This window comes from Streptomyces nymphaeiformis (assembly GCF_014203895.1).
GTDB classification, from domain to species: Bacteria; Actinomycetota; Actinomycetes; order Streptomycetales; family Streptomycetaceae; genus Streptomyces; species Streptomyces nymphaeiformis.
In genome coordinates, this window is record NZ_JACHJY010000010.1 from 238,024 (window position 1) to 264,489 (window position 26,466).

A 26,466-nucleotide genomic window follows, 5' to 3' on the forward strand; every position below is an offset into this window, starting at 1 on the left:
ATCGCATCCAGGAGACGCCCATGAACGACAAGCTCCGCACCGGCGCCGCGGCGGCCGCCCTCGCCCTCGCCGCCACCGGCCTCCTCCCCGGCACCCAGGCGGAGGCCCGGCCCGCCGCCTGCCCCACCCTGAAGATCTCCGACGGCTGGTACGGCGACAACAAGGCCCGCATCGACGCCCTGCTCGCCGACCACTGCGGCGCCGAGGGAGGCAGGAAGCCGGTCGCGGTCTTCGACTGGGACAACACCGTCATCAAGAACGACGTCGGCGACGCCACCTTCTACTGGCTCCTCCGCAACGACCGCATCCGGCCCCCGAAGGACGGCGACTGGTCCACCACCAGCCGCCACCTCACCCCCGAGGCCGCGACCGCCCTCCGCGCGGCCTGCCCCACCGGCGTCCGCACCCTCCCCACGGCCACCGACACGGGCTGCGCCGACGAACTCCTCTCCGTGTACGGGAACGGCGCCACGACCGCCGGAAAGACGGCCTTCGCCGGCTACGACCACCGCCGCACGGAGCCCCAGTACGCCTGGCTCGCCCAGCTCCTGCACGGCTGGACCACCCGCCAGGCCGCCTCCTTCGCCGCCGCCGCCCGCGCCGAGAACCTCGCCGCCCCGCAGGGCGCGACGCAGCGGGTCGGCAGCGCGCAGGTCACCGGCTGGGTCCGCTACTACGACCAGCAGCGGGACCTCATCCGCGCCCTGAAGGACGGCGGCTTCGACGTCTGGATCGTCTCCGCCTCGCCCGAACCCGTCGTCGACGTCTGGGCGAAGGGCGCCGGCGTCGACGCCTCCCACGCGGTCGGCATCCGCAACACCACCGAGCACGGCCGCCTCACCAGTCACCTCAAGGGCTGCGGCAGCGTCCGCGACGGCGAGGACACGATGATCACCTACGTCGACGGCAAGCGCTGCTGGATCAACCAGGAGATCCTCGGCGTCCCGGGCCCCGCCGCCGAGCGCGTCCAGCCCGCCGCCCGCCGCCAGGTCCTCGCCGCCGGCGACTCCGACACCGACGTCTCCTTCCTGCGGGACGCCACCGGGCTGCGCCTGGTCCTCAACCGCAACAAGAACGAACTCATGTGCCGGGCCTACGAGAACGGAGACGGACGCTGGCTCGTCAACCCCGTGTTCATCGAGCCGAAGAAGCGGAAGACGACGCCGTACCCCTGCGCCACGACCGGCTACACGGCGAGCGACGGCACGGCGGCCCCGGTCCGCCGCGAGGACGGCACGGTGATCCCGGACCAGCTCGACTCCGTCTTCTAGACGCTAGAGGAAGGTCATCCCCTCACCCCGGTACGTGGGCACGGTCGCCGTCACGCGATCGCCCTCGACCAGGTGCAGGCTCTCGAACCGCTCGCACAGCTCCCCGGCCTTCGCGTGCCGGAACCAGACCTTGTCGCCGATCCGCAGGTCGTCGGCGGGGGAGCCGAGCAGCGGGGTCTGCACCTCGCCCGGGCCCTCCTGGGAGTCGTACCGGAGCCCCTCCGGCAGGTACGGGACGGGCAGCCGGTCCGGGCCCGCGACGCCCGAAGCCGGGTAGCCGCCGCCGAGCACCGTCACCACGCCGACGCCCGGGCGGCGGACCACCGGCTGCGCGAAGAGCGCGGCGGGGCGCCCGGTGAAGGACGTGTAGTTGTCGAAGAGGCGCGGCACGAACAGCCCCGAACCCGCGGCGATCTCGGTCACCGCGTCCTCGGCGGCCGTGTGCTGCACGCTGCCGGTGCCGCCGCCGTTCACGAACTCCAGGTCCGGCGCCACCGCCCGGACGGCCCGCACGACGGCCGCACGGCGCTCCGCGAGCTCCTTGCGGGCGGCGGACTGCATGAGCCGGACGGCCCGGGACCGCAGCGGGCGGCCCGCGACGGCATCCCCGACCCCGGCGACGTGCCCCTCGTACGCCATGATCCCGACCAGCCGGAAACCGGGCCGCCGCACCACGGACCGAGCGAGCTCGGCGAGCTGGGCGGGCTCCCTCAGCGGGGAACGCCGGGCCCCGACCCGAATCCGCCCCCCGAACAGGTGCAGCGCCGTGTCCAGCTCCAGACAGACCCGCACCTCCTCCGTCCCGCCCGCGCGGGCGGCGTCGATCAGATCGAGCTGGGCCACGTCGTCCACCATGACGGTCACGGCGGCGGCGAGCTTCGGATCCCGCGTGAGCTCCCCGAACCCGGAGCGGTCCGCCGACGGATACGCGAGCAGCACGTCCTCGAACCCGGCGCGGGCCAGCCACAACGACTCGTCGAGCGTGAACGACATGATCCCGGCGAACCCGTCCCGCGCCAGCACCCGCTCGAGCAGCGCCCGGCACCGCACGGACTTGCTCGCCACCCGGATCGGCTTGCCCCCGGCCCGGCGCACGAGGTCCGCCGCGTTGGCGTCGAAGGCCTCCAGATCGACGATCGCCACGGGCGCGTCGAGATGAGCGGTGGCCCGGTCGTAACGGGCCCGGTCGGCGGCACGGGGAGTCATGGCCCGAGCTTGCCAGACCGGTTTACGGGTGGGTAGCCCCTGGGTTCCCGTGCGCGGGGGAACAGCCCGTAGAGTGACGGGCATTGTCGACACGAGCGGGGGACGGGGATGACCGGCGAGCCCACACCGTCCCGCATCACGGACGCCCTGCTCCCACCGGACCCCCCGGCGACCGAGACCACGACCCGCCTCCGCAGGGTCCCACCGGCGGCCACCGCACCCCGCCCGGCGGCCGTCCCGCCGACGGCCACCGCACCCCGCCCGGCGGCCGTCCCGCCGGCCATGCCGCCCCGGCCGACGGCGGCCCCCGTCGCCGCGACGGGCGCCGCTACCCGTCCGACGCCCGGCCCGGTCCGCCCCGCGACCGGTCCCGCCGTGGCCGGTCACCCGGCCACGGGGCGTGCGGGCGTCGGCGCGGCGACCGTGCCCGCACCCTTCTACCGCGGGCCCGGCGCGCTCCCGCCCGAGGTGCCCGTCGAGGTCACCGCGCGGCTGCGGGTCGTGCGGGAGCGGCAGGTCGGGCGGACCGTCGCCGTCGCCGCCTGTGCCGTGCTCGGGTTCGGGCTCATCGGCGGGGCGCTCGCCGGCGTGTGGCTGGCCGCGGCCGAGCCCGGGAAGCCCGTCGAACCCGTCGGGTACACCGAGGCGAAGGACCTCTGGCACGACGCCCCCGTCGACACCCTCTTCCCCCGCACCCTGACCGGCCCCGGCGCCGGCCCCGGCGGCGCCGACCGCACCTGGACCCGGATCGTCGTCGCCCCCGACGCGGCCTGCGCCCCCGCCGTCCTTCCCAAGGGCCTCCTCGCCACCGTCGAGCCCCTCGGCTGCGAGCGCGTCCTGCGCGCCACGTACACCGACGCCACCGCCAGCAGCGTCATCACCGTCGGTCTCGTCTTCACCCGGGCCGACGCCCCCACCCAGCGCACCCTGGGCCAGGACCTCACCACCCGCCTCGGTGCGGACGTCCCCCCGGCCCTCGCCGGCCCCGGCACCGTCGCCGCCCGCTTCGGCGCCCCCCAGCGCGCCGCCTGGTGGCTGAACGCCCCCGCCGACCTCCCCGTCGTCGTCACCGCCGTCTCCGGCTTCGCCGACGGCCGGACCGTCGAGGGCGGCCCCGTCCCCGCCGACCGCGCCATGACCGCGAACCGTACCGACGCCACCGCCCAGTCCGGCCTCGGCCACGAGGCCAAGGGCATCACCGAACGCCTCGTACGACTGCTGCGCACGGCCGCCACCACGGCCGCCAAGGAGAACGCCCGGTGATCCGACCCACCCACCGCCGCCGGGCCCGCGGCGGCGCGGTCGCCCTGCTCGCCGCCGCGTTCTCCGTACTGCCCGCCACCACCGCCCCCGCGCACGCCGACACCATCCGGGCCCGCCAGTGGGGCCTCGAAGCCCTCCACACCACGGAGGCCTGGCGCACCACCAAGGGCCGCGGCATCACCGTCGCCGTCCTCGACACCGGCGTCGACGCCGACCACCCGGACCTCGCGGGTTCGGTCCTCGCCGGACGCGACCTCGTCGGCTTCGGCGCCTCGAAGGGCGACCGCGCCTGGGCCCGCCACGGCACCGCGATGGCCGGCATCATCGCCGGGCACGGCCACGGCCCCGGCGGCGAGGACGGCGTCCTCGGCGTCGCCCCCGACGTCCGGATCCTGCCCGTACGGGTCATCCTGGAGTCCACCGACAAGGCCCGCGACAAGGCCCGCAAGACCCGCGGCACGGCCCTCGCCGAGGGCATCCGCTGGGCCGCCGACCACGGCGCCGACGTCATCAACCTCTCCCTCGGCGACGACTCCAAGTCCGCCCACCCCGACGCCGGCGAGGACGCCGCCGTCCAGTACGCCCTCGCCAAGGGCGTCTCCGTCGTCGCCTCCGCCGGCAACGGCGGTGAGAAGGGCGACCACATCTCCTACCCCGCCGCCTACCCCGGCGTCATCGCCGCCGCGGCCGTCGACCGCTACGGCACCCACGCCGCCTTCTCCACCCGGCGCTGGTACGCCACCGTCAGCGCCCCCGGCGACGACATCGTCATCGCCGACCCCGACCGCCGCTACTACGAGGGCTGGGGCACCAGCGCCGCGGCCGCGTTCGTCTCCGGGGCCGTCGCCCTCGTCCGCTCCGCCCACCCCGACCTCACCCCGGCCCAGATCAAGCGGCTGCTCATCGACACCGCCCGCAACCGGCCGAAGGGCGGCCGCAGCGACGCCAAGGGGTACGGGACGGTCGACCCGGCCGCCGCGATCGCCGCCGGCGGCCGGATCAAGGCCGGCGACCCCAAGGCCGTCGCCTCCGGATACCAGGGCCGCTACTTCGGGCCCGGCCCCCTCCCCGCCGCCGAGGAGAGCCGTCCCTTCGGCTTGCTCGCCCCCGTCGCCGGCGGACTCGGCGCCCTGCTGCTCCTCACCGCCGTGATGCTCCGCCGCGCCCACCGGACCTCCTAGCCGGCGGCCGGGACCCGGCGGTTAGGCTCGGTGCGTGGCGCTCAAGAACATCCCTGACCCCGGTTTCTCCGAAGACGACGGCACCGCCGACCCGCGGCTCGCCGCGGCCCTCGCGGCCTGGGCGGAGGACAGAACCGCGCACGGCCCGGTCCTGGAGGCGCTCAAGGGCGCCCGGCTGCTCGTCCCCGTGGTCGCCGTCCTCGGCGAGGTCGAGATCGACCCCGAGACGGGCCTCAAGCAGGAGAAGACCAGCGACATGGCCGTCCCCACCCTCACGGCCGGCGACCGGCGGGCTCTCCCGGCCTTCACCTCGATCGCCGCGCTCGCCCTCTGGGACCCGCAGGCCAGGCCCGTCGCCGTCCCCACCCACCAGGCCCTCGCCGCCCTCGTCCACGAGAAGGCCGACACCCTGGTCCTCGACATGGCCGGCCCCGTGCCGTACCAGGTGACCGGCTCCGCGCTGCTCGCCCTCGCCGAGGGCCGCTCCAGCACCGACCCGCTCGACGACCCGGCCGTACGGGACGCGGTGCGCGCCGCCGTGGCCGCCGAGCCCGCGGTGCTCCGCGCCCACCTGGGTCCCGGCACCGCCGACGGCACCCTCGCCCTGGTCCTCGACGCCGACGCCGCCCCGGCGGAGGCCGCCCAGCGCGTGGCCCGCGCCCTGGCCGCCGACGAAACACTGAGGGCCCGCCTGGTGCGGGGCCTCGACCTGGCACTCCTGCCGGCCTCGGCCACGCCTCCGGGCGAGCCCTTCTACGTGAAGAAGTAGGAATCCCTAGCCGTACACCGGTCCGGTGTACTTCTCGCCCGGTCCCTGGCCCGGCTCGTCCGGGATCAGGGAGGCCTCGCGGAAGGCGAGCTGGAGGGACTTCAGGCCGTCCCGCAGGGGAGCCGCGTGGAAGGAGGAGACCTCCGTCGCGCCGGCGTCCAGGAGGCCCGCGAGCGCGTGGATCAGCTTCCGGGCCTCGTCGAGGTCCTTGTGCTTCTCGCCCTCCTCGGTGAGCCCGAGCTTCACGGCGGCGGCGCTCATCAGGTTGACGGCGACGGTCACGATCACCTCGACCGCCGGGACCTCCGCGATGTCGCGGGTCATGCTCTCGAAGTCGGGGGTGTCCGTGGACTCGTTCTGGGGCGTCTCGCTCATGCCCACACGATAAGCGGACGTACGGTTCGCGCCGACCGCCGGGTCCTGCTAACCTTGTGTAACGACCGGCTGGACACCTCTGTGTCCGGCCCACAAGTGGAGGCTCCGTACTCCCACCTGACCACCCTCGCGGGTGGCGGGTCACCGGTCAGGTGGCGCCCATCGTTCCGTACGGACGATGGAGCCGCCCGATGTGCGCCCCGCGGTTGACCGCGGCGGTGCTCCGGTATTTTCGTGGAGCCCCGCCTGTGTCCCGTCCGGGGCGTTTTTCACGTGTCGGCTCGGTTGGTCAGAAACAGACAGTGCGCGTTCGTCCGCCAGGCGGTCGCGTGGTGCTACCGAGGAGGATCCATCAGCGCCGAGCCCCGCATCAACGACAGGATTCGCGTTCCCGAGGTGCGACTTGTCGGACCCAGCGGCGAGCAGGTCGGGATTGTTCCGCTTGCCAAGGCCCTGGAGCTCGCACAGGAGTACGACCTCGACCTGGTCGAGGTGGCGGCGAACGCCCGTCCGCCCGTGTGCAAGCTCATGGACTACGGGAAGTTCAAGTACGAGTCGGCCATGAAGGCCCGTGAGGCGCGCAAGAACCAGGCGCACACGGTCATCAAGGAGATGAAGCTCCGGCCGAAGATCGACCCGCACGACTATGACACCAAGAAGGGTCACGTCGTCCGGTTCCTGAAGCAGGGCGACAAGGTCAAGATCACGATCATGTTCCGTGGTCGTGAGCAGTCCCGTCCCGAGCTCGGTTTCCGACTGCTTCAGCGGCTGGCGTCGGACGTCGAGGAGCTTGGCTTCATCGAGTCCAACCCGAAGCAGGACGGCCGGAACATGATCATGGTTCTCGGCCCGCACAAGAAGAAGACCGAGGCCATGGCCGAGGCGCGTGAGGCCCAGGCCGCACGCAAGGCCGAGCGCCAGGGCGTCGCCTCCGAGGAGGCCCCGGTCGCCGAGGCCCCGGTCGCCGAGGCCCCGGCCGCCGAGGCCGAGGCTCCGGTCGAGACCCCCGAGGCGTGACCCTACGGGCTGCCAACCAGGCAGCCCTGGGCCTCGCCCGGAACCACCAAACGAAGAACTGACGCTCCCGGATGTCCGGTGTTCGCACCGGGCGGGAGCGCCACTGACGAGGAGATACGGCGCGATGCCGAAGAACAAGACGCACTCCGGTGCCAAGAAGCGCTTCAAGGTCACCGGCTCGGGCAAGATCCTGCGCGAGCGCGCCGGCAAGCGCCACCTGCTCGAGCACAAGTCGTCCAAGCTGACGCGTCGCCTCACCGGCAACGCCGAGATGGCCCCGGGTGACGCCGCCAAGATCAAGAAGATGCTGGGCATCTGAGTTGATCTCCCGCCCTCGGCGACGGGGGCATCCGGCAGAGACCGGGAACCATTCGTATTTCGGGTCGTGTGAGGACCACCACGACCCCGCTACAAGGAGTTAAAAGTGGCACGCGTCAAGCGGGCAGTCAACGCCCACAAGAAGCGCCGGGCGATCCTCGAGGCGGCCTCCGGCTACCGCGGTCAGCGTTCGCGCCTGTACCGCAAGGCCAAGGAGCAGGTCACCCACTCGCTGGTCTACAACTACAACGACCGCAAGAAGCGCAAGGGCGACTTCCGTCAGCTGTGGATCCAGCGCATCAACGCCGCTGCCCGCCAGAACGGCATGACGTACAACCGCCTCATCCAGGGTCTGAAGGCCGCCAACATCGAGGTGGACCGCAAGATCCTCGCCGAGCTGGCCGTCAACGACATCAACGCGTTCGCCGCGCTGGTCGAGGTCGCGCAGAAGGCCCTCCCGGCCGACGTCAACGCCCCGAAGGTCGCCGCCTGATCTTCCAGGCCCGCAGTACTTCCGCCCGGACCCGCAGCGCGCTCGCGCCTGCGGGTCCGGGTGCGTCGGCCCCCGAGAACCCGTAGCCCCGGCCCCGAAGAGAGAACCGCCGCACCCCATGGTCACCCCCGAGCTGATCTCCCCGCGTTCCCCGCGCGTCGTCGCCGCCCGGCGGCTCGCCAAGCGCAACTTCCGGGGCAAGGACCGCCTCTTCATCGCCGAGGGCCCCCAGGCCGTCCGCGAGGCCGTCGAACACCGCGGCTCCGGCGGCGAGCCCACCCTCGTCGAGCTGTTCACCACCGTCGAGGCCGCCGAGCGCTACACCGCGATCGTCGACGCCGCCCGCGCCGCCGGCGCCCGCGTCCACTTCGCCTCCGACGCCGTCCTCGCCGAGGTCTCCCAGACCGTCACCCCGCAGGGCCTCGTCGGCGTCTGCCGCTTCCTCGACTCGCCGTTCGAGGACATCATCGCCGCCCGGCCCAAGCTGGTCGCCGTCCTCGCGCACGTCCGCGACCCCGGGAACGCCGGCACCGTGCTGCGCTGCGCCGACGCGGCCGGCGCCGACGCCGTCGTCCTCACCGACGCCTCCGTCGACCTCTACAACCCCAAGTCCGTCCGCGCCTCCGTCGGCTCCCTCTTCCACCTGCCGGTGGCCGTCGGCGTCCCCGTCGAGCAGGCCGTCGCCGGACTCAAGAGCGCGGGCGTACGGATCCTCGCCGCCGACGGGGCCGGTCAGGACGACCTCGACGACGAGCTCGACGCCGGCACCATGGGCGGGCCCACCGCCTGGATCTTCGGCAACGAGGCCTGGGGGCTGCCCGAGGAGACCCGGGCGCTCGCCGACGCCGTCGTCCGCGTCCCGATCCACGGCAAGGCCGAGAGCCTCAACCTCGCCACCGCCGCCGCGGTCTGCCTGTACGCCTCCGCGCGCGCCCAGCGCCCCCGAACCTCCGCCTGAGGGTCCATTCCGCCGTCCCCGCCCAGTAGAGTGACGCACTCGGGGGCCCACTGCACTGCACGGAGGGGTGGGGTACGGGGATGACGGTCGGCACGGACAGTCCCGCACAGGCACGGAGCGCCCCGCCGCACGCCCCGGAACCGCCCCTCGGCTTCGCCGGGGTCGATCCCGACGACCTGCCCGACGGCCTCGTCATCGCCGACGAGACCGGTCGCGTGGTCTGCTTCAACGCCGCCGCCGTCCGCATCACCGCCGTCCGCGGCGACCGGGCCCTCGGCCGCCCGCTCGACGAGGCGCTGCCCCTGGAGGACCTCAAGGGACGCCGCTGGTGGGCGCTGACCGATCCGTACGGCGGACTCTCCACCCGCCGCGGCCAGCCCGAGCGCAACCTGCTGCTCCCCGGCGGCCGCGAGGTCCTCGTCTCCGCCCGGTACGTCCGCGAGCACCCCACCGGGCCCGTCCGCCGCGTCGTGGTCTCCCTGCGCGGCACCGAGGCGCGCCGCCGCACCGAGCGCAGCCACGCCGAGCTCATCGCCACCGTCGCGCACGAACTGCGCTCCCCGCTCACCTCCGTGAAGGGGTTCACCGCCACCCTCCTCGACAAGTGGGAGCGGTTCAACGACGAGCAGAAGCGGCTGATGCTGGAGACGGTCGACGCCGACGCCGGCCGCATCAAGCGGCTCATCGCCGAACTCCTCGACATCTCCCGGATCGACTCCGGCCGCCTCGAAGTGCGCCGCCAGCCCGTCGACATCGCCGCCGCCGTCGGCCGGCACATCCAGGTGCACACCACCGCCGGCCAGTCCCCGGACCGTTTCTTCGTACGGATCAGGCCGCAGCTGCCCGCGCTCTGGGCCGACCCCGACAAGATCGACCAGATCCTCGGCAACCTCCTGGAAAATGCGGTGCGCCACGGCGAGGGAACCGTCACCATCGAGGTGGCACCCACCACGCTGGGCGACGACGGAGAAGAGGGGACGGAGGTCACCGTGAGCGACGAGGGACCCGGCATCCCCGAAGCGTCGATGGGCCGCGTCTTCACCCGCTTCTGGCGGGGCAGCAAGCGCGGCGGCACCGGCCTCGGCCTCTACATCGTCAAGGGCGTCGTCGAGGCCCACGGCGGCACCATCACCGTCGGAAGAGGTCCCCGTGGCGGGGCCGAGTTCCGATTTATCCTGCCCGTCGGCACCCCGGCCCACCTCCTCTGACGTCTCAGCAGTCGAGACCGTACGAGATCAGTGGCCGCGCGGCCCGCCCACGGGCTCATTCGCGTCCCCGCGCCCCGTTAGACTCGTCCTTTGGCACGTTTGCGCCCTTGACGTCGAGCGGGGCCGCCCAGCCAGCCAACGGAAGCACGGGAAGAGATGTCGGCACCCAATAAGTCGTACGACCCGGTCGAGGTCGAGGCCTTGAAACCGGAAGAGATCGAGCGCATGCGGGACGAGGCGCTCGCCGCCTTCGCCGCCGCAGGCGACCTCGACGCGCTCGCCCACGCGAAGACGGCGCACACCGGCGGCACCTCGCCGCTGGCGCTGGCCAACCGCGAGATCGGCGCCCTGCCCCCGCAGGCCAAGGCCGCGGCCGGCAAGATCGTGGGCCAGGCCCGCGGTGCCGTCTCCAAGGCCCTGGCCGCCCGCCAGGTCGAGCTGGAGGCCGAGCGCGACGCCCGCGTCCTCGTCGAGGAGGCCGTCGACGTCACCCTGCCGTACGACCGCGTCCCGGCCGGTGCCCGGCACCCGCTGACCACGCTCATGGAGCGGGTCTCCGACGTCTTCGTCGCCATGGGGTACGAGGTCGCCGAGGGTCCCGAGGTCGAGGCGGAGTGGTTCAACTTCGACGCCCTCAACTTCGTCCCGGACCACCCGGCCCGGCAGATGCAGGACACCTTCTTCGTCCAGGGCCCCGAGGGCACCACGGGCGACGAGTCCGGTGTCGTGCTCCGCACGCACACCTCGCCGGTCCAGGCCCGCACCCTCATCGACCGGGAGCCCCCGGTCTACGTGGTGTGCCCCGGCCGCGTCTACCGCACCGACGAGCTCGACGCCACGCACACCCCGGTCTTCCACCAGATCGAGCTGCTCGCCGTCGACGAGGGCCTGACCATGGCCGACCTCAAGGGCACCCTCGACCACATGGTCCAGGCGCTCTTCGGCCCGGACATGAAGACCCGGCTGCGGCCGAACTTCTTCCCCTTCACCGAGCCGTCCGCAGAGATGGACATGCTCTGCTACGTCTGCCGCGGCGAGTCCGTCGGCAACCCGGACCGTCCCTGCCGCACCTGCGGCAGCGAGGGCTGGATCGAGCTCGGCGGCTGCGGAATGGTCAACCCGAAGGTGCTCGTCGCCGCCGGTGTGGACCCCGAGAAGTACAGCGGATTCGCCTTCGGGTTCGGCATCGAGCGGATGCTGATGTTCCGCCACAACGTGGAAGACATGCGAGACATGGTCGAGGGTGACGTCCGGTTCACCCGGCCGTTCGGGATGGAGATCTGATGCGGGTCCCGCTTTCTTGGCTGCGGGAGTACGTCGACCTGCCGGCGACGGCGACCGGCCGCGACGTCCAGGCCAAGCTCATTTCGGCAGGCCTCGAGGTCGAGACCGTCGAGCAGCTCGGCGCCGGCCTGACCGGCCCGCTGGTGGTCGGCAAGGTCCTCACCATCGAGGAGCTGACGGAGTTCAAGAAGCCCATCCGCTTCTGCACCGTCGACGTCGGCCAGGCCAACGGCACCGGCGAGCCCCAGGAGATCATCTGCGGCGCCCGGAACTTCGCCGAGGGCGACAAGGTCGTCGTGGCGCTGCCCGGCGCCGTGCTCCCCGGTGACTTCCGGATCGCCGAGCGCAAGACGTACGGCCGCGTCTCCCGGGGCATGATCTGCTCCGGCGACGAGCTCGGCATGGGCGACGACGGCACGCACGGCATCATCGTGCTGCCGCCGGAGCACGAGGTCGGCACGGACGCCACGGTCCTCCTGGAGCTGTTCGACGAGGTCCTCGACATCGCCGTCACCCCGGACCGCGGCTACTGCCTCTCGATGCGCGGTGTCGCCCGCGAGACGGCCACCGCCTACGGCCTGCCGCTGCGCGACCCGGCGCTCCTCGACGTGCCCGCGCCGAACTCGTACGGCTACCCGGTCCAGATCGCCGACCCGATCGGCTGCGACCGCTTCACCGCCCGTACGGTCGTCGGCCTCGACCCCGAGGCCCGCAGCCCGATCTGGCTCCAGCGCCGCCTGCAGAAGGCCGGCATGCGCCCGATCTCGCTCGCCGTCGACATCACCAACTACGTGATGTTCGAGCTCGGCCAGCCGCTGCACGCCTACGACCGCACCCGGATCGACGGCCCCATCGGGGTCCGCCGCGCCGCCGCCGGCGAGAAGATCACCACGCTCGACGGCGTCAAGCGCGTCCTCGACACCGGGGACCTGGTCATCACCGACAACCGCGGGCCGATCGGCCTCGCGGGCGTCATGGGCGGCGCCGACACGGAGATCGCCGACCCGGTGACCGACCCGGAGACCGGCATCGTCACCGGCACCACCGAGGTCGTCATCGAGGCCGCGCACTTCGACGCGATCTCGATCGCCCGCACGGCCCGCCGCCACAAGCTGGGCTCCGAGGCGTCCAAGCGCTTCGAGCGCGGTGTCGACCCGCAGGCCGCCGCCGCTGCCGCGCAGCGCTGCGTCGACCTGCTCGTGCTGCTCGCGGGCGGCACCGCCGAGGCCGGCGTCACCGAGATCGCCGCCCCCTCCGCGCCGCACACGATCACCATGCCGGCGAACCACCCCGACAGGGTCGCGGGCGTCGACTACGGCCGTGAGATCGTCGTCCGCCGCCTCCAGGAGGTCGGCTGCGACGTCTACGGCCAGGACGAGCTCGTCGTCACCGTGCCGTCGTGGCGTCCCGACCTCTACGTGCCGAACGACCTCGCCGAAGAGGTCATCCGCCTGGAGGGCTACGAGAACCTGCCCTCCACGCTGCCGAAGCCCCCGGCCGGCCGTGGGCTCACCGACCGCCAGCGCGTCCACCGCCGGGTGGGCCGCGCGCTGGCCGGCGCCGGCTACGTCGAGGCGCTGAACTACCCGTTCATCGGCGAGCAGGCCCTCGACCAGCTCGGTCTCGACGCGGACGACGACCGTCGCCGCCTCGTGAAGCTGGTCAACCCGCTCTCCGACGAGGAGCCCGCGCTCCGCACGACCCTGCTCCCGGGTCTGCTCGGCGCGCTCCGCCGCAACGACAGCCGCGGCAGCCACGACCTGGCGCTCTTCGAGACCGGTCTGGTCTTCCGGCCGACCGAGGGCCAGCCGGGCGTCGCCGTCCGCCTGGGCGTCGACCGCCGTCCCTCCGACGAGGAGATCGCCCGCGTCAACGCCGCGCTGCCCGCGCAGCCGCGCCGCGCCGCCGTCGTGCTCGCCGGTGCGCGCGAGCAGGCCGGCTGGTGGGGCAAGGGCCGTCCGTCCGACTGGGCGGACGCCGTCGAGGCCGGCCGGGCCGTGGCCGCCGAGGCCGGGGTCGAGCTGATCATCAGCGCCGACCAGCACGCGCCCTGGCACCCGGGCCGCTGCGCCGCGTTCCACGTCGAGGTGGACGGCGAGAAGGTCCTCGTCGGCCACGCCGGCGAGCTCCACCCGCGCGTGGTGAAGGCGTACGGCCTCCCGGCCCGCGCCTGCGCGATGGAGATCGACCTGGACCTCCTGGAGAAGGCGAACCAGGGCCCCGTGAAGGCCCCCAGGATCTCCTCCTTCCCGGTCGCCACCCAGGACGTCGCCCTGGTCGTCGCCTCCGGCGTCCCGGCCGCCGACGTCGAGGCCGCCCTCACCGAGGGCGCGGGTGAACTCCTGGAGTCCATCCGGCTGTTCGACGTCTACACCGGCGACCAGCTCGGCGAGGGCAGCAAGTCCCTGGCGTACGCGCTGAAGTTCCGCGCCCCGGACCGCACCCTGACCGTCGACGAGGCCTCCGCGGCCCGCGACGCCGCGGTGGCCCTGGCCACCGAGCGCACGGGCGCCGTCCTGCGCGGCGCCTGACGCACCGCAGCACCACCAGGAGGGCCGCCCCGGGAATCCCCGGGGCGGCCCTCCGCCGTTTCCGGGGCCCGGAAGCCGCTCGGGGGCCGGGAAGCCGTTCGGGGTCCCGGAAACCGCACTCCCGCTCGTGGCTCGGCGATCCGTGCGCGTGGCGCGGCCCTGGCGGAGAGCGGCGCGGCGGGGGCGCTCACTCCTTCGGGTGAGATCGCCGGGGGCCGTTCCACGGCGGACCGCGCGGTCGGCACAATCGACGCGGCCACAGGGGCGGACCTGTGGGCCGCAGGGCCTTCGGGCGCTGTCGGGGGCTCGGAAAGGGCCGTGCATGATCCGTACCAGGTCGTTGCTCGCCGATGGCTCCCGGCTCCGCCGGCTGGCCCCGCTCGCTCTTCCCACCGCGTGGGGCGCGGTGGCCCTGGCGTGGAAGTACGGCTGTCCCCTGGCCCGGCAGCCGGGGCTGCCCATGCGGATCGCCACCAGTGTCGTCTTCGTCAGTGTCGGCCTCGGCCTGGTGTGGGGCGTCCGGCGCGGGCTCGCGCGGGAGCTCGCCCGGGTCCGGGCCGTCGCGGCAGTCACCCAGCGGGTCCTCCTTCGGCCCCTGCCCGCCCGACTCGACGGACTCGCGCTGGCCGCCGGGCAGTTGTCCGCCTCCCGGGGCGCGTCCGTCGGCGGCGACCTGTACGAGGCGGTGGCCACCCCCTACGGGGTGAGGATCGTCATCGGGGACGTCCGGGGCCATGGGCTCGCCGCGCTCGGCGCGGTGGTCGCGGTGCTCGGCAGCTTCCGCGAGGCCGCGCACGACGAGCCCGAACTCGCCGGGGTGCTGCGGCGTCTCGAGCGGGCCCTGGAGCGCCATCTGCGGGAGCGGGGGCGGGAGGAGCACCCGGCGAGGGCCGGTGCGGAGCCCGAACACCCGGCGGCGGAGGAGTTCGTCACGCTGCTGCTCGTGGAGGTCCGCTCCGACGGGCGGCTGGCCGTCCTCAACTGCGGCCACCCCGGCCCGTACCGCCTCGGCCGGCGGGCGGAGCGGCTCCCGGTCGGGGACCCACTGCCCCCGCTCGGGGTGCTGCCGCTGCCCGTCGGGCTCGTGCCGTACACGGCGGCCCGGCTGCTGCCCGGCGAGACGCTGGTCCTGCACACCGACGGAGCGGAGGAGGCCCGGGACCGCCGGGGCCGGTTCTTCGCGCTGGACGCCGCCCTCGCCGGCGTGCCCGGCGAGGCGCCCGCCGCCCTGGTCCGCCGGGTCCACGCGGCGCTGCTGCACCACACGGGCGGCCGGCTCGCCGACGACATCGCGCTGCTCGTCGTACGCAACGACCGTGTCCGGGTACCGGCGCAGCCCGCCGAACCCGGGCTGCGCCGCCCCCGGCCCGCCCCCTCCTCCCACTGCTGAGCGGAAGGAACCGGGACCGGCGTCGCCCGTCCCGCCACGGAGTGTCGGGCAGATCAGCGGGGCGGGCGACGCGGACCGGGCGGCCGCACTGTACGAGGGGGAGCCGGCGGCCCGGTCTTCGCCTTGCGGCGAGAAGCACAGTCAACCGGGGCCGGGACGGGTGTGGCAGAGTACGCGGGCCGGGAGAACGGGTACTTCGTTCACACCCCGTGCGAAATCACCGGTACGGGGGGCTTCCGCTCGGTTCGACCCGTATGAATTCGGCCACCGCTAGGCTGAGTTCACCGAGCGAGCGGAGCGGCCATGCGAGCGACCGGAGCGGCCATGCAGCCCAACACCCTGCTCGACGCCCTGCTCGACGAAGCGGGCGTCTCGAACGCCGGCCTGGCCGCCCATGTGAACCGGGCGGGCCGGGCCAGGGGGCTTTCCCTGCGGTACGAACACACAGCCGTGGCCCGCTGGTTGAAGGGCCAGCGGCCGCGCGGCCAGGTGCCGGACCTGATCTGCGAGGTGCTCGCCGTCCGGCTGCGCCGGCAGGTGACCCTGGACGACATCGGCCTCGGGGTGCCGGGAAGTCCGGTGCCGGCCGCCGGTTCGCCGCTGTCCGGCTTCGTCGAGCGGGCGGCGGCGCTGTGGCGCTCCGACGAGCAGCAGCGGCCGCACATCGTGGCGGCCCCGGCCGTGACCGGCACCCAGGCGGTGATGCCGGTGTGGGAGTGGGAGAACCCGCCGGAGGACGTGGACGTCTCCCGTACGGGCCGGACGGCGGTCTCGGCGGCCGACATCGCGGTCCTGACCGCGGCCCGGTCGCACTACGAGCAGATGTACCGCCGGGCCGGGGGCATCGCGACCCGGGCGCGGATCGCCGGCTTCCTGAACACGCAGACCGCGCCGCTGCTGAGGGGCGCGTACGGCGACGCGCTGGGGCGGCAGCTGCACCGGGCCACCGGCGGGCTCGTCGCGGTGGCCGGAATCTGTGCGTACGACGCGGACGCGCACGGTCTCGCCCAGCGCTACTTCCACCAGGCGCTGCGGCTCGCGAAGGCGAGCGGGGACCGGGGGCTCGGCGCGTACGTGATCGCGCTCCTCGTCAACCAGTCGCTCTTCACGGGGGAGTACCGGCAGGCCGTGGCGTTCGCGGAGGCGGCGCTGCGGGCGGCGGGGCGGCAGATCACCCCGGCGCTCGCCGCCGATCTGACGGCGATGCAGGCGAAGGCGTACGCGCGCCTGGGCGACGGGGCGGCCGCGCTGGCCTGCATCCGGCGGGCCGAGGCGGAGGCGGAGCGGATCAGCCCGGGGGAGGAGCCGGTCGAGACCGGCTACGTCCAGCCGGGGTTCGTCAACGTCCAGGTGGCGGAGGCACTCCTCGGTCTGGGTGAACTCGACGCGGCCCACGAGCACGCGGCGGCGGCGGTCGGGATGCCCTCGCACGACCGGGGCCGGGTGCACCGGCTCGCCATGCTGTGCCGCGTCGAGCTGCGGCAGGGGGAGGTCGACGGGGCGGCGCGCACGGCGGTGGAGATGACGGAGCGGGCGCGGGGGATGGAGTCGCGGCGGCTGCGGGACCGGCTGACGCAGGTGCGGGGGGATCTCCTCGCGAGCGGCGGCGGGGAGGCCCGGGAGGCAGCCGCTCTGATCGAAGGGGCGCTGCGCGTTCCCCTGTGAGCCGTCAACTGCTGCGATATTGCCACCAAACAAGCACCGACCGATCGGAAGGTGGCAAGAACGTGCAGTGGACGAAACTCAGCGAACGCGCTGTCTATGAGAATCGCTGGTTCCGAGTGAACCTCGCGGACGTCGAACTCCCGGACGGCCGCCGCCTCGACCACTATCTGATCCGGCTCCGCCCGGTCGCCGTCGCGACGGCGGTCAACGAGGCCGACGAAGTCCTGATGCTCTGGCGCCACCGCTTCATCACCGACAGCTGGGGCTGGGAACTGGCCGCCGGCATCGTCGAGGACGGCGAGGAGATCGAGGCCGCCGCCGCCCGCGAGATGGAGGAGGAGACCGGCTGGCGGCCGGGGCCGCTGCGCCATCTCCTCACCGTCGAACCCTCGAACGGCCTCACCGACGCCCGCCACCACCTCTACTGGGCGGAGGGGGCCACCTACACGGGACCGCCCGAGGACGCCTTCGAGTCCTCGCGGCGGGCGTGGGTCCCGCTGAAGGAGATCCCCGGGATGATCGGCCGGGGCGAGATCCCGGCCGCCAACATGGCCGCGGGACTGCTGATGCTCCACCATCTGCGCCTCGGCTGAGACGCGGGAGCGAATGTGCCGGACGGCCCGTACCTGTGCGGGGATGCGGGCCGTCCGGCCGGAGCGACGGCGTCAGGGGTCGGACGCCGACTCCGGGTCTGGGTGGGGACCTCGGGTCAGTTGTACGGGTAGAAGCCCGAGCCCGTCTTGCGGCCGAGACGACCCGCGTCCACCATGCGCTGGAGCAGCGGGGGAGCGGCGTACAGCGGCTCCTTGAACTCGGAGTACATCGAGTCGGCGATCGACGCGATCGTGTCCAGGCCGATCAGGTCGGAGAGCTTCAGCGGGCCCATCGGGTGGGCGCAGCCGAACTCCATGCCGTTGTCGATGTCCTCACGGCTCGCGATGCCCGACTCGAACATCCGGATCGCCGAGAGCAGGTACGGCACGAGCAGCGCGTTCACCACGAAGCCGGAGCGGTCCTGGGCGCGGATCGCGTGCTTGCCGAGCACCTTCTCCGCGAAGGCCTGGGCCCGGCTGATCGTGCCCTCGGAGGTGGTGAGGGCCGGGATCAGCTCGACGAGCTTCTGCACCGGGGCCGGGTTGAAGAAGTGGATGCCGATGACATGGTCGGGGCGGGAGGTCGCCACGGCCAGCTTCACCAGCGGGATGGAGGAGGTGTTCGAGGCCAGGATGGCGTCCGGCCGGGTGATCACCTGGTCGAGGACCTGGAAGATCTCGGTCTTGACCTGCTCGTTCTCCACGACCGCCTCGATGACGAGGTCGCGGTCGGCGAACTCGCCCAGGTCGGTGGTGAAGCTGAGGCGGGCGAGCGTCGCGTCCCGCTCCTCCTCGCTGATCTTGCCGCGTTCGGCGGCCTTCGCCAGCGAGTTGTAGAGCCGTGTGCGGCCGATCTCCAGCGCTTCGCCGGTGGTCTCGGCGACCTTCACGTCGAGCCCGCTCCGGGCACACACCTCTGCGATGCCTGCGCCCATCTGGCCGCAGCCCACCACTCCGACGCGCTCAATGTCGGCCATGGAGTCCGTCACCTCGTGCCTTTCGCTCTTCTCCGTCGGCGGAGTGCCCGTGTGATTCCGGGTGCACCCGCCTCTACCCCCACGACGTTACCGCTCATTAACCGATGATCGATCGTCTGAGGCGGGCATGCTGTCCGGGTGCGTGTGACGTATCCGACAGAGGAGGGGTACAAGTGCGGCCTTTCGGCAGAAGAGGGTTCGTGGCCGGCGCCACCGGAGCGGCGCTCGCCGTGGCGGGAACGACAGGAGCGGCACGCCCGGTTGTGTCCGACGCCACTCCCGAGGCGCGCGGGAAACCGCACCGCAGGAGGGAGTTCCGCGGGATGTGGCTGGCGACGGTCGCCAACCGCGACTGGCCCTCCCGCGCCGGGCTGACCGCCGAGCAGCAGCGCACCGAACTCCTCCGCCACCTGGACACGGCCGTCGACCGCCGGCTCAACACGGTGGTCCTCCAGGTCCGGCCGACCGCCGACGCGCTCTGGCCCTCGCCGTACGAGCCGTGGGCGCAGTACCTCACCGGCACGCAGGGCCGGGACCCCGGCTGGGACCCGCTGGGCACGGCCGTCGACGAGGCCCACGCCCGCGGGCTCGAACTGCACGCCTGGTTCAACCCGTACCGCGTGGCGAACCACACGGACCCGGGCAGGCTCGTCGCCGGCCATCCGGCCCGGATCCACCCGGAATGGGTACTGCCCTACGGCGGGAAGCTCTACTACAACCCGGGGCTGCCCGAGGTGAGGAGCTTCGTCCAGGACGCGATGCTGGACGCGCTGCGCCGCTACGAGATCGACGCCGTGCACTGGGACGACTACTTCTATCCGTACCCGGTGGCCGGGCAGGTCTTCGCCGACGACGAGGCGTACGCGCGGTACGGCGGGGACTTCCCCGACAAGGCGTCCTGGCGGCGGAACAACACCGACCTGCTGGTCTCGGAGACGGCGTCGCGGATCAAGGAGATCAGGAAGCGCACGGCCTTCGGCGTCAGCCCCTTCGGGGTCTGGCGGAACATCGCCACCGACCCGGAGGGCTCGGACACCCGCGCCGGCGTCCAGACGTACGACGACCTCCACGCCGACACCCGGAAGTGGATCCGGGAGGGCTGGATCGACTACGTGATCCCCCAGTTGTACTGGAACATCGGGCTGCCGGCGGCCGACTACGCCAGGCTGGTGCCCTGGTGGGACGCGGTGGTCCGGGACACCGGCGTCGGGCTCTACATCGGCGAGGCGCTCTACAAGGCGGGCGATCCCGCCCAGCCCGCGGCCTGGCAGGACCCACGGGAGCTCTCACGCCATCTGGACTTCGCGGCCCAGTACCCCTCGGTCGGCGGCCACTGCTTCTTCTCCGCGAAGGAGGTCGCCGCGGACCCGATCGGGGCGATGACCACCGTGGTGGCCGACCACTACCCGACCAGGGTCCGTCCGCCGAGGCGGTGACTCAGCCCGTCCCCGCCTCCGGGCGGTGGCGTACGACGGAATCGGGGCCCGGCGACACCAGGGCCTCGTGACCGTCGTCCTCGAACTTCACGCGGTACGGGGGATTGCCGTTCTCCCCCAGTACCTGAAGGACCTTGGCCGTGCGGTCGTGGTGACCCACGGTCCGGCCGTGTACCAGCAGCTTGTCGCCCACGCTCGCCTGCATCGAGCTGACCTCCTCGCGACCGGGCCGGTCCTGCCCTGTACTGCGCAGGGCCTCTGTCTGCCATTGTGACCCGTTCCGCCCGGATTCGTCGCGTCAGCTCTTCGCCCGCTGGGTGACCGCGATGCAGACCAGGACCGCCACCGCGGCGACCGGGGCGGCCAGCGGCAGGGTCTCGCCGAGCAGGAAGACCGACCAGAAGAGGGTGAGGAGCGGCTGGGCGAGCTGGAGCTGACTGGCCTTGGGGATGCCGATCGCGGCCATCCCGCGGTACCAGACGTACAGACCGAAGAAGGTGGAGCCGGCGGCGACCCATACGAGGCCGATGACACCGTGCGCGGTCAGACGCACCGGTTCGATCGACAGCGTGACGGCCGAGGCGACCGCCATCAGCGGAAGGCAGAGGACCAGGGCCCAGCCGATGACCTGCCAGCCCGGCATGAGCGCGGCGAGCCGGCCGCCCTCGGTGTAGCCGGCCGCGCACACGAGCAGCGCCCCGAAGAGGTACAGGTCGCCCGTGGAGAAGGAGCCCCCGCTCTCCTTGAGCGTGAAGCCGAGCACCACCACGGCGCCGGAGACGGCCGCGATCCAGAAGGTGCGGGACGGCCGGCGGCCGGTCCGCAGGGCGGCGAGGGTCGCGGTGGTGAGCGGCAGGAGGCCCACGACCACGGCGGCGTGCGAGGTGGTGGAGGTCTGCAGGGCCAGCGTGGTCAGGAGCGGGAAGCCGATGACGACACCGCAGGCGACCACGGCGAGGCCCGCCCAGTGGCGGCGCTCGGGCAGCGGCACCCGGCCCGCGAGCAGGAAGGCGCCGGCGATGAGCGCCGCGAGGGTGGAGCGCACGGCCACCAGCGACCAGGGGCCGAAGCTCTCCAGGCCCCAGACGGTGGACGGGAAGGTGAGGGAGAAGGAGATCACGCCGAGCCCGGCGAGCAGGGTGCCGCGGGTCCGGGGCTCGACGCCGGTGCGGACCTCTGTCGCGGATCCGTTCCCGGGGGTTCCCGTAGCGGTGACCGCTATCGTGGTCGGAGTAGTAGCGCTATCCTGTGTTCTCATGCATGAGCGTAGCAGTGTCGCGGAATTGGCGAAATCCCTGAGGGCGGAACTGAACCGCTACTCACCTGGTGGAAAGCTGCCATCGAGCCGGGCGCTCGTCGAGCGCTACCGCGTCTCCCCGGTCACCGTCACCCGGGCCCTCGCACAGCTCGCCGCCGAAGGGCTCGTCGTCACCCGCCCCGGCGCCGGCGCCTTCCGCGCGGAACCGCGCACCCCCACGCCCGTCGTGGGCGACACCTCCTGGCAGGAGGTCGCCCTCAGCGCCGACAGCGCCACCGAACTCGTCCCCCGGGCCGTCGACGCCTCCGGCGTCCTCGTCACCCTCTCCGCGCCCCCGCCCGGCGTGATCGAGTTCAACGGCGGCTACCTCCACCCCTCCCTCCAGCCCGAGAGCGCCCTCGCCGCCGCCCTCGCCCGGGCCGGCCGCCGCCCCGGCGCCTGGGGCAGGCCCCCCACCGACGGCCTGCCCGAACTGCGCGAATGGTTCGCCCGCGAGATCGGCGGCAGCGTCACCGCGGCCGAGGTCCTCATCACCGCCGGCGGCCAGTCCGCGATCAGCACCGCCCTGCGCGCCCTCGCCCCGCCCGGCACCCCCGTCCTCGTCGAGTCGCCCACCTACCCGGGCATGCTGGCCGTCGCCCGCGCCGCCGGACTCCGCCCCGTCCCCGTGCCGACCGACGCCGACGGAGTGCGCCCCGAACTCCTCGAAGCCGCCTTCCGCGCCACCGGCGCCCGCGTCTTCGTCTGCCAGCCGCTCTTCCAGAACCCGACCGGGACCATGCTGCGCCCCGAACGCGGCCGCGAGGTCGTCCGCATCGCCCGCGCCGCCGGGGCCTTCGTCGTCGAGGACGACTTCGCCCGCCGCCTCGTCCACGAGGACGCGGGGCCGCTCCCCGCACCGCTCGCCGCCGATGACCCCGACGGCGTCGTCGTCCACGTCCGCTCGCTCACCAAGATCACCTCGGCGAGCCTCCGCGTCGGCGCCCTCGCCGCCCGGGGACCCGTCCTGGAACGGCTGCGCGCCATCCAGGTCGTCGACAGCTTCTTCGTCCCCCGACCCCTCCAGGAGGCCGCGCTCGAACTCGTCGGCTCCCCGGCCTGGCCCCGCCACCTCCGCGCCGTCACCCAGGAGCTCAGGAACCGCCGCGAGGTCATGACCGGCGCCCTCGCCCACCACCTCCCCGAACTCGCCCTCCCGCACATCCCCTCCGGCGGCTACCAGCTCTGGCTGCGCCTCCCCGACACCCTCCCCGAGGCCTCCCTCCTCGCCGCCGGCCTGCGCGCCGGGGTCACCGCAGCCCCCGGCCGCCCCTACTTCTGCGCCGAGCCTCCCGCCGGCCACATCCGGCTGAGTTTCGCGGGTGTCGCGGGCCCCACGGAGATCGTCGAGGGCGTACGCCGCCTGCGGACGGCGGTGGACGAGCTCACCGGCTGACCCCCCGGGGCGTGCCGCGCCGACACCCCGCACGGCACGCCCCCTGTCCCTGGCCCACGGCAAATTCACCTGACAAGCCCGCCGGCCCCCTGGAAGCCTTCGCCCATGAGCGACAGCGCCATCCCCGACACCCCCGGCACCCCCCTCATGCACGGGGCGTACGAGATATCAGCCGACCCCGCCCGGATCGACGCCGCCCGCGTCCACCACTGGCTCTCCACCGACGCCTACTGGGCCCTCGGCCGACCTCGCGAAAAGCAGGACAGCGCCATCGCGGGCTCCCTGAACCTCGGTGCCTACCACCGCGAGACCGGCGAGATGAGCGCCTACGCGCGCGTCGTCACCGACTACGCCACCTTCGCCTGGCTCTGCGACGTCTACGTCGACCGCCCGGCCCGCGGCACCGGCCTCGGCACCGCGCTCGTCACCGCCGTCCGCGACCACCTCGCCCCGTACGGACTGCGCCGCATCATGCTCGCCACCGCCGACGCGCACGGCGTGTACGAGAAGGTGGGTTTCACGCCACTGCAGAATCCGGACAAGTGGATGGCTCTCGGGCAGCAGTGAGCCCTGCCCCCTCCGGTCGCTTCAAATGACCCCTTGACCAGCGGCGCCACCGGCCTCACGATCGCGGCCATGAGTCTTCGGGTGACGCTCGTCACGGCGGCACGCAGCTCCTCCCTGCTCGCCGAACGCTTCGACGACGACCGGCCGCTGGACGAAGCCGGCTGGTACGAGGTGCAGCAGGCCGCGCCCGCGCTCATCCCGCTCGGCGCGGCCGAACTGCGCTACTGCTCCCCGACCCCGCGCAGCCGCGCCACCGGCACCGCCCTCGGCTACGCGCCGCTCGCCCAGCCCGCGCTCCGCGACTGCGACATGGGCCGCTGGCGCGGCCTGACCCTCGCCGAGGTCGCCGCCCTCGAACCGGCCGCCGTCAACGCCTGGCTCACCGACGCCCGCTCGGCCCCGCACGGCGGGGAACCGCTCCTCACCTTCATCACCCGCATAGGGAACTGGCTCGACACCCGCCCCGCCGAGGACGGCTCCATCGTCGCCGTCGCCGAACCCTCCGTCGTACGGGCCGCCCTCGTGTACGCCCTCAAAGCGCCACCCGCCACCTACTGGAACGTGGACGTCCGCCCCCTCTCCACCGTCACCCTCACCGGCCGCCCCGGTCTCTGGCACCTCCACCTGGACACCGCCCTGCACTGACACCGGGACACCCGCCCGGCGCCGCGGCGGGAGCCGGCGGTCCCGACCGGCTAGCCTGAGAGCACGATGAACCGTTTGACCACGTCATGGGGCGCCTTCACGCTGACCCGCTTCCCCGAGGACCCGCGCGACCAGCTGCGCGCCTGGGACGCGTCCGACGAGTACCTCCTCGGGCACCTCGCCGAGACCGGGACCGACCTCTCCGGCACCGTCGCCGTCCTCGGCGACCGCTGGGGAGCCCTCGTCACCGCGCTGCAGGCCGCGGGACCCCGCGAACTCGTCCAGATCACCGACTCGTATCTCGGCGAGCAGGCGACCCGGGCCAACCTCGCACGCGCCGGGGCCGCCCCGGACGCCGTGCGGCTGCTCACCACCCAGGACACGCCGCCCGAGCGGATCGACGTGCTCCTCGTCCGGGTCCCCAAGAGCCTCGCGCTCCTGGAGGACCAGCTGCACCGGCTCGCACCCGCCGTGCACGAGGGCACGGTGGTCGTCGGCGCCGGCATGGTCAAGGACATCCACACGTCCACGCTCAAGCTCTTCGAGCGGATCCTCGGCCCCACCCGCACCTCGCTCGCGGTGAAGAAGGCCCGGCTCATCTTCACCACCCCCGACCCGGCCGCCACCCCCGGGCCGAACCCGTGGCCGTACCGCTACGACCTCCCCGCGGACACCCCCGCGCCCGGCCTGCCCGGACTGACCGTCACCAACCACGCCGGGGTCTTCTGCGCCGACCGCCTCGACATCGGCACCCGCTTCTTCCTCGCGAACCTGCCCGGCGGGCTCGGCCGGGCCAGGGTCGCCGACCTGGGCTGCGGCAACGGCGTGGTCGGCCTCGCCATCGCCCTCCACGAACCCGAGGCCGAACTGGTCTTCACCGACGAGTCGTACCAGGCGGTCGCCTCGGCCGAGGAGAACTTCCGCGCCCACGTGGGCACGGACCGCAAGGCCGAGTTCCTCGTCGGCGACGGGCTCACCGGGCTCGCCCCCGGCTCGGTGGACCTCGTCCTCAACAACCCGCCGTTCCACAGCCACCAGGCCACCACCGACCGCACATCCCGCCGGATGTTCGCGGACGCGTGGCGCGCGCTGCGGCCCGGCGGCGAGCTGTGGGTCATCGGAAACCGGCACCTCGGCTATCACGTCACGCTCCGCCGGATCTTCGGCAACAGCGAACTCGTCGCGAGCGACCGGAAGTTCGTCGTCCTGCGCGCGGTCCGCAGGGACTAGTCCGGCCGACCGGTCCGGCCGGCCGGACCGGAGGACCGGTTCATATGGACCAGCTCCGGGAGCACAGCACGAGCCGGTACCCGTCGGGGTCGGCGACGGTGACGCCGTACTCGTCCCAGTACGGGTTGTGCGAGGGCACCCGCGTCCCGCCGGCGGCGAGCAGCCGCTCCACCTGCTCCTCCTCGACGGGCGCGTCGAGGTAGACGACGAACAGGTCGTCGACGGTCGGCGTGGGTTCCATCGGGTGCTCGGGATCGAAGGTCAGCTCGAAGTGCCAGCCCCCACCCGGGGGCCCGACCATGAGCAGGTCGTGCTTCCTGGGCACCCGCTCGGTGCTCCGCCACTGGACTGCGAGGCCGAGCCCGTCGACGTAGAACCGCTCGGCGGCGGCGAGGTCCCGCGAAGGGCGGGCGACCCGTACGTGAGTCTTCGCATCGATGATCATGCCTCCAGGCTAGAGCGAGCCGGCGGCGGCGTCCCTCGGGGATCTCCCCCTCCCGTCACGGACTTGACCCTGACGTGAGGTCGGGGTTCCCCGTGCCTCAGATGTCGGGGAAGGCCACGTCGAGCGCGCGCACCCGGTCCTCCCCGAGGATCAGGGACACGGCGACGATCCGGTCCCGGCGGAGGGTGGCCGCGACCGCCGACACCGGCCGGCCGGCGGCGAACCCGACCGCACCGACCGCCCCGTCGACCAGCGCGGCCCGCGACACGTCCGCGCACCGCGCGAAGGCGGCGGCCGTCTCGGCGACCGCGGCGACCCCGTGCACCGGGCCGCCCTCGGAGTACGCGACGACGTCCGGGTCGAGGACGGCCACCAGCGCTCGGGCGTCACGCGCGCGTGCGGCCGCCAGGAACCGGTCCACCACCGCGCGCTGCCGCCCCCGCTCGCCCTCGGTGCAGGCCGTCCCGCCGCCCCGGATCCGCTCCCGGGCCCGCCGGGCCAGCCGGGCGGCCGCGTCGGGGGAGCAGCCGATGGTCCGCGCGGTCTCGTGCGCGGGCAGCCCGAACAGATCGTGCAGGACATAGGCGAGCCGCTCCTCGTCCCCGAGCCGCTCCAGCATCACGAGCAACACCAGCCACAAGGAGCCGACCCCGTCCGGGAGCGACCCCCCGGACCGTCCCGCCCCCTCGGGCCCGCCGCGCCACCGCTCCTCCGCGCCCCGTCCCTGGAGACCCCGTACGCACGCCTGCCCCACGGCCGCCGTCAGCCAGGCGCGCACCGTCGCACCGTCGTCCCGTCCGAGGCCCGCCCGTGCCGCCGCGAGCGCCTCCTCGGCCTCGACCGGCGACCCCGTGATCCGCAGGGCGACGGCCCGCAGCTGCTCCTCGTGGGCGTCGAACCGCCCGGCCAGGGCGGTCAGAAACGTGTCGTCGTGCATGGCGCCTCACTCCT

At 73.5% G+C, this 26,466-nt stretch carries 26 protein-coding genes; 19 read left to right on the forward strand and 7 right to left on the reverse strand.

The genetic code is table 11. The annotated features are described in order from the left end of the window. Window positions 1-20: 20 nt before the first annotated feature. Entirely contained in the window at window positions 21-1,271 is a 1,251-nt protein-coding gene (locus tag GGE06_RS32120; protein WP_116161922.1) for a haloacid dehalogenase-like hydrolase, read from the forward strand. Between the two features lie 3 nt (window positions 1,272-1,274). Here the strand turns inward: GGE06_RS32120 and GGE06_RS32125 are convergent, their stop codons facing one another. Beyond that, on the reverse strand, window positions 1,275-2,477 hold the full coding sequence (locus tag GGE06_RS32125; RefSeq protein WP_116161923.1) for an amino acid deaminase/aldolase: 1,203 nt from the start codon (window positions 2,475-2,477) through the stop codon (window positions 1,275-1,277). A 108-nt stretch (window positions 2,478-2,585) separates the two neighbouring features. Between GGE06_RS32125 and GGE06_RS32130 the strand changes: the two genes are divergently transcribed. The 3 genes from GGE06_RS32130 to GGE06_RS32140 are packed head-to-tail and all read left to right on the forward strand — an operon-like array spanning window position 2,586 to window position 5,690. Then, entirely contained in the window at window positions 2,586-3,740 is a 1,155-nt protein-coding gene (locus GGE06_RS32130) for a hypothetical protein (protein WP_246532886.1), read from the forward strand. Then, window positions 3,740-4,921 (forward strand): type VII secretion-associated serine protease mycosin, encoded by a 1,182-nt coding sequence (gene mycP, locus GGE06_RS32135; RefSeq protein WP_376773611.1) that lies wholly within the window; start codon window positions 3,740-3,742, stop codon window positions 4,919-4,921. Before GGE06_RS32130 ends, mycP begins: the two co-directional genes overlap by 1 nt. A 34-nt stretch (window positions 4,922-4,955) precedes the next feature. Then, complete coding sequence (locus tag GGE06_RS32140; protein WP_184932459.1) at window positions 4,956-5,690, forward strand: SseB family protein; 735 nt, start codon at window positions 4,956-4,958, stop codon at window positions 5,688-5,690. A gap of 6 nt (window positions 5,691-5,696) precedes the next feature. Here GGE06_RS32140 and GGE06_RS32145 read toward each other — a convergent pair whose 3' ends face one another. Then, window positions 5,697-6,065 carry a DUF1844 domain-containing protein gene (locus GGE06_RS32145; RefSeq protein WP_041128341.1) on the reverse strand — a complete coding sequence of 123 codons (369 nt, stop codon included), beginning with the start codon at window positions 6,063-6,065 and terminating at the stop codon, window positions 5,697-5,699. 285 nt (window positions 6,066-6,350) lie between these two features. On the opposite strand from GGE06_RS32145, the gene infC reads away from it, so the two are divergent. The 10 genes from infC to GGE06_RS32195 all read left to right on the forward strand — a co-directional run bounded on the left by infC (window position 6,351) and on the right by GGE06_RS32195 (window position 17,522). Then, the gene (gene infC / locus GGE06_RS32150; protein ID WP_221518739.1) at window positions 6,351-7,082 is read left to right on the forward strand and encodes a translation initiation factor IF-3; all 732 of its coding nucleotides are present in this window, start codon (window positions 6,351-6,353) and stop codon (window positions 7,080-7,082) included. Window positions 7,083-7,206: 124 nt separating this feature from the next. After that, complete coding sequence (gene rpmI, locus GGE06_RS32155) at window positions 7,207-7,401, forward strand: 50S ribosomal protein L35 (RefSeq protein WP_015032399.1); 195 nt, start codon at window positions 7,207-7,209, stop codon at window positions 7,399-7,401. 105 nt (window positions 7,402-7,506) lie between these two features. Further along, window positions 7,507-7,893: a 50S ribosomal protein L20 gene (gene rplT / locus GGE06_RS32160; RefSeq protein ID WP_056566486.1), complete on the forward strand. Its 387-nt coding sequence runs from the start codon at window positions 7,507-7,509 to the stop codon at window positions 7,891-7,893. A gap of 118 nt (window positions 7,894-8,011) precedes the next feature. Continuing rightward, window positions 8,012-8,851 (forward strand): TrmH family RNA methyltransferase, encoded by an 840-nt coding sequence (locus GGE06_RS32165; protein WP_116161927.1) that lies wholly within the window; start codon window positions 8,012-8,014, stop codon window positions 8,849-8,851. An 80-nt stretch (window positions 8,852-8,931) separates the two neighbouring features. Further along, a complete protein-coding gene (locus GGE06_RS32170; RefSeq protein WP_116161928.1) occupies window positions 8,932-10,059 on the forward strand; it encodes a sensor histidine kinase in 1,128 nt (375 codons plus the stop codon). Window positions 10,060-10,215: 156 nt separating this feature from the next. Next, the gene (gene pheS, locus GGE06_RS32175; RefSeq protein ID WP_116161929.1) at window positions 10,216-11,343 is read left to right on the forward strand and encodes a phenylalanine--tRNA ligase subunit alpha; all 1,128 of its coding nucleotides are present in this window, start codon (window positions 10,216-10,218) and stop codon (window positions 11,341-11,343) included. Continuing rightward, window positions 11,343-13,874 (forward strand): phenylalanine--tRNA ligase subunit beta, encoded by a 2,532-nt coding sequence (gene pheT / locus GGE06_RS32180; RefSeq protein WP_184932462.1) that lies wholly within the window; start codon window positions 11,343-11,345, stop codon window positions 13,872-13,874. The genes pheS and pheT overlap by 1 nt, the downstream gene beginning before the upstream one ends. Before the next feature lie 322 nt (window positions 13,875-14,196). Beyond that, complete coding sequence (locus GGE06_RS32185) at window positions 14,197-15,264, forward strand: PP2C family protein-serine/threonine phosphatase (protein ID WP_116161931.1); 1,068 nt, start codon at window positions 14,197-14,199, stop codon at window positions 15,262-15,264. Window positions 15,265-15,588: 324 nt separating this feature from the next. Continuing rightward, a complete protein-coding gene (locus tag GGE06_RS32190) occupies window positions 15,589-16,929 on the forward strand; it encodes an NsdA family TPR-like regulatory protein (protein WP_116161932.1) in 1,341 nt (446 codons plus the stop codon). Window positions 16,930-16,991: 62 nt separating this feature from the next. Continuing rightward, window positions 16,992-17,522, forward strand: coding sequence for an NUDIX domain-containing protein (locus GGE06_RS32195; RefSeq protein ID WP_181924676.1), 531 nt, complete (start codon window positions 16,992-16,994; stop codon window positions 17,520-17,522). 116 nt (window positions 17,523-17,638) lie between these two features. Here GGE06_RS32195 and GGE06_RS32200 read toward each other — a convergent pair whose 3' ends face one another. Continuing rightward, on the reverse strand, window positions 17,639-18,499 hold the full coding sequence (locus tag GGE06_RS32200) for a 3-hydroxybutyryl-CoA dehydrogenase (protein ID WP_116161934.1): 861 nt from the start codon (window positions 18,497-18,499) through the stop codon (window positions 17,639-17,641). Window positions 18,500-18,699: 200 nt separating this feature from the next. Here GGE06_RS32200 and GGE06_RS32205 point away from each other — a divergent pair, with 200 nt between their 5' ends. Next, window positions 18,700-19,935 (forward strand): glycoside hydrolase family 10-like protein, encoded by a 1,236-nt coding sequence (locus GGE06_RS32205; RefSeq protein WP_312883382.1) that lies wholly within the window; start codon window positions 18,700-18,702, stop codon window positions 19,933-19,935. A gap of 1 nt (window position 19,936) precedes the next feature. Here the strand turns inward: GGE06_RS32205 and GGE06_RS32210 are convergent, their stop codons facing one another. Together GGE06_RS32210 and GGE06_RS32215 are read right to left on the reverse strand one after the other, a co-directional pair. After that, a complete protein-coding gene (locus tag GGE06_RS32210) occupies window positions 19,937-20,140 on the reverse strand; it encodes a DUF1918 domain-containing protein (protein ID WP_116161936.1) in 204 nt (67 codons plus the stop codon). Between the two features lie 93 nt (window positions 20,141-20,233). Beyond that, window positions 20,234-21,193, reverse strand: a complete 960-nt coding sequence (locus tag GGE06_RS32215) for a DMT family transporter (RefSeq protein ID WP_184932464.1) — start codon at window positions 21,191-21,193, stop codon at window positions 20,234-20,236. On the opposite strand from GGE06_RS32215, the gene GGE06_RS32220 reads away from it, so the two are divergent. The 4 genes from GGE06_RS32220 to GGE06_RS32235 all read left to right on the forward strand — a co-directional run bounded on the left by GGE06_RS32220 (window position 21,192) and on the right by GGE06_RS32235 (window position 25,070). Further along, the gene (locus GGE06_RS32220) at window positions 21,192-22,628 is read left to right on the forward strand and encodes an aminotransferase-like domain-containing protein (protein WP_116161938.1); all 1,437 of its coding nucleotides are present in this window, start codon (window positions 21,192-21,194) and stop codon (window positions 22,626-22,628) included. The genes GGE06_RS32215 and GGE06_RS32220 overlap by 2 nt on opposite strands. Window positions 22,629-22,733: 105 nt before the next feature. Continuing rightward, window positions 22,734-23,195 carry a GNAT family N-acetyltransferase gene (locus GGE06_RS32225; protein ID WP_181924677.1) on the forward strand — a complete coding sequence of 154 codons (462 nt, stop codon included), beginning with the start codon at window positions 22,734-22,736 and terminating at the stop codon, window positions 23,193-23,195. Between the two features lie 69 nt (window positions 23,196-23,264). Further along, entirely contained in the window at window positions 23,265-23,840 is a 576-nt protein-coding gene (locus GGE06_RS32230; protein ID WP_184932534.1) for a histidine phosphatase family protein, read from the forward strand. Window positions 23,841-23,906: 66 nt separating this feature from the next. Continuing rightward, a complete protein-coding gene (locus GGE06_RS32235; RefSeq protein WP_116161939.1) occupies window positions 23,907-25,070 on the forward strand; it encodes a methyltransferase in 1,164 nt (387 codons plus the stop codon). Between the two features lie 40 nt (window positions 25,071-25,110). Here the strand turns inward: GGE06_RS32235 and GGE06_RS32240 are convergent, their stop codons facing one another. Further along, entirely contained in the window at window positions 25,111-25,515 is a 405-nt protein-coding gene (locus GGE06_RS32240) for a VOC family protein (protein ID WP_184932466.1), read from the reverse strand. Between the two features lie 97 nt (window positions 25,516-25,612). Further along, a complete protein-coding gene (locus GGE06_RS32245; RefSeq protein ID WP_184932468.1) occupies window positions 25,613-26,452 on the reverse strand; it encodes a sigma factor-like helix-turn-helix DNA-binding protein in 840 nt (279 codons plus the stop codon). Window positions 26,453-26,466: the final 14 nt, after the last annotated feature.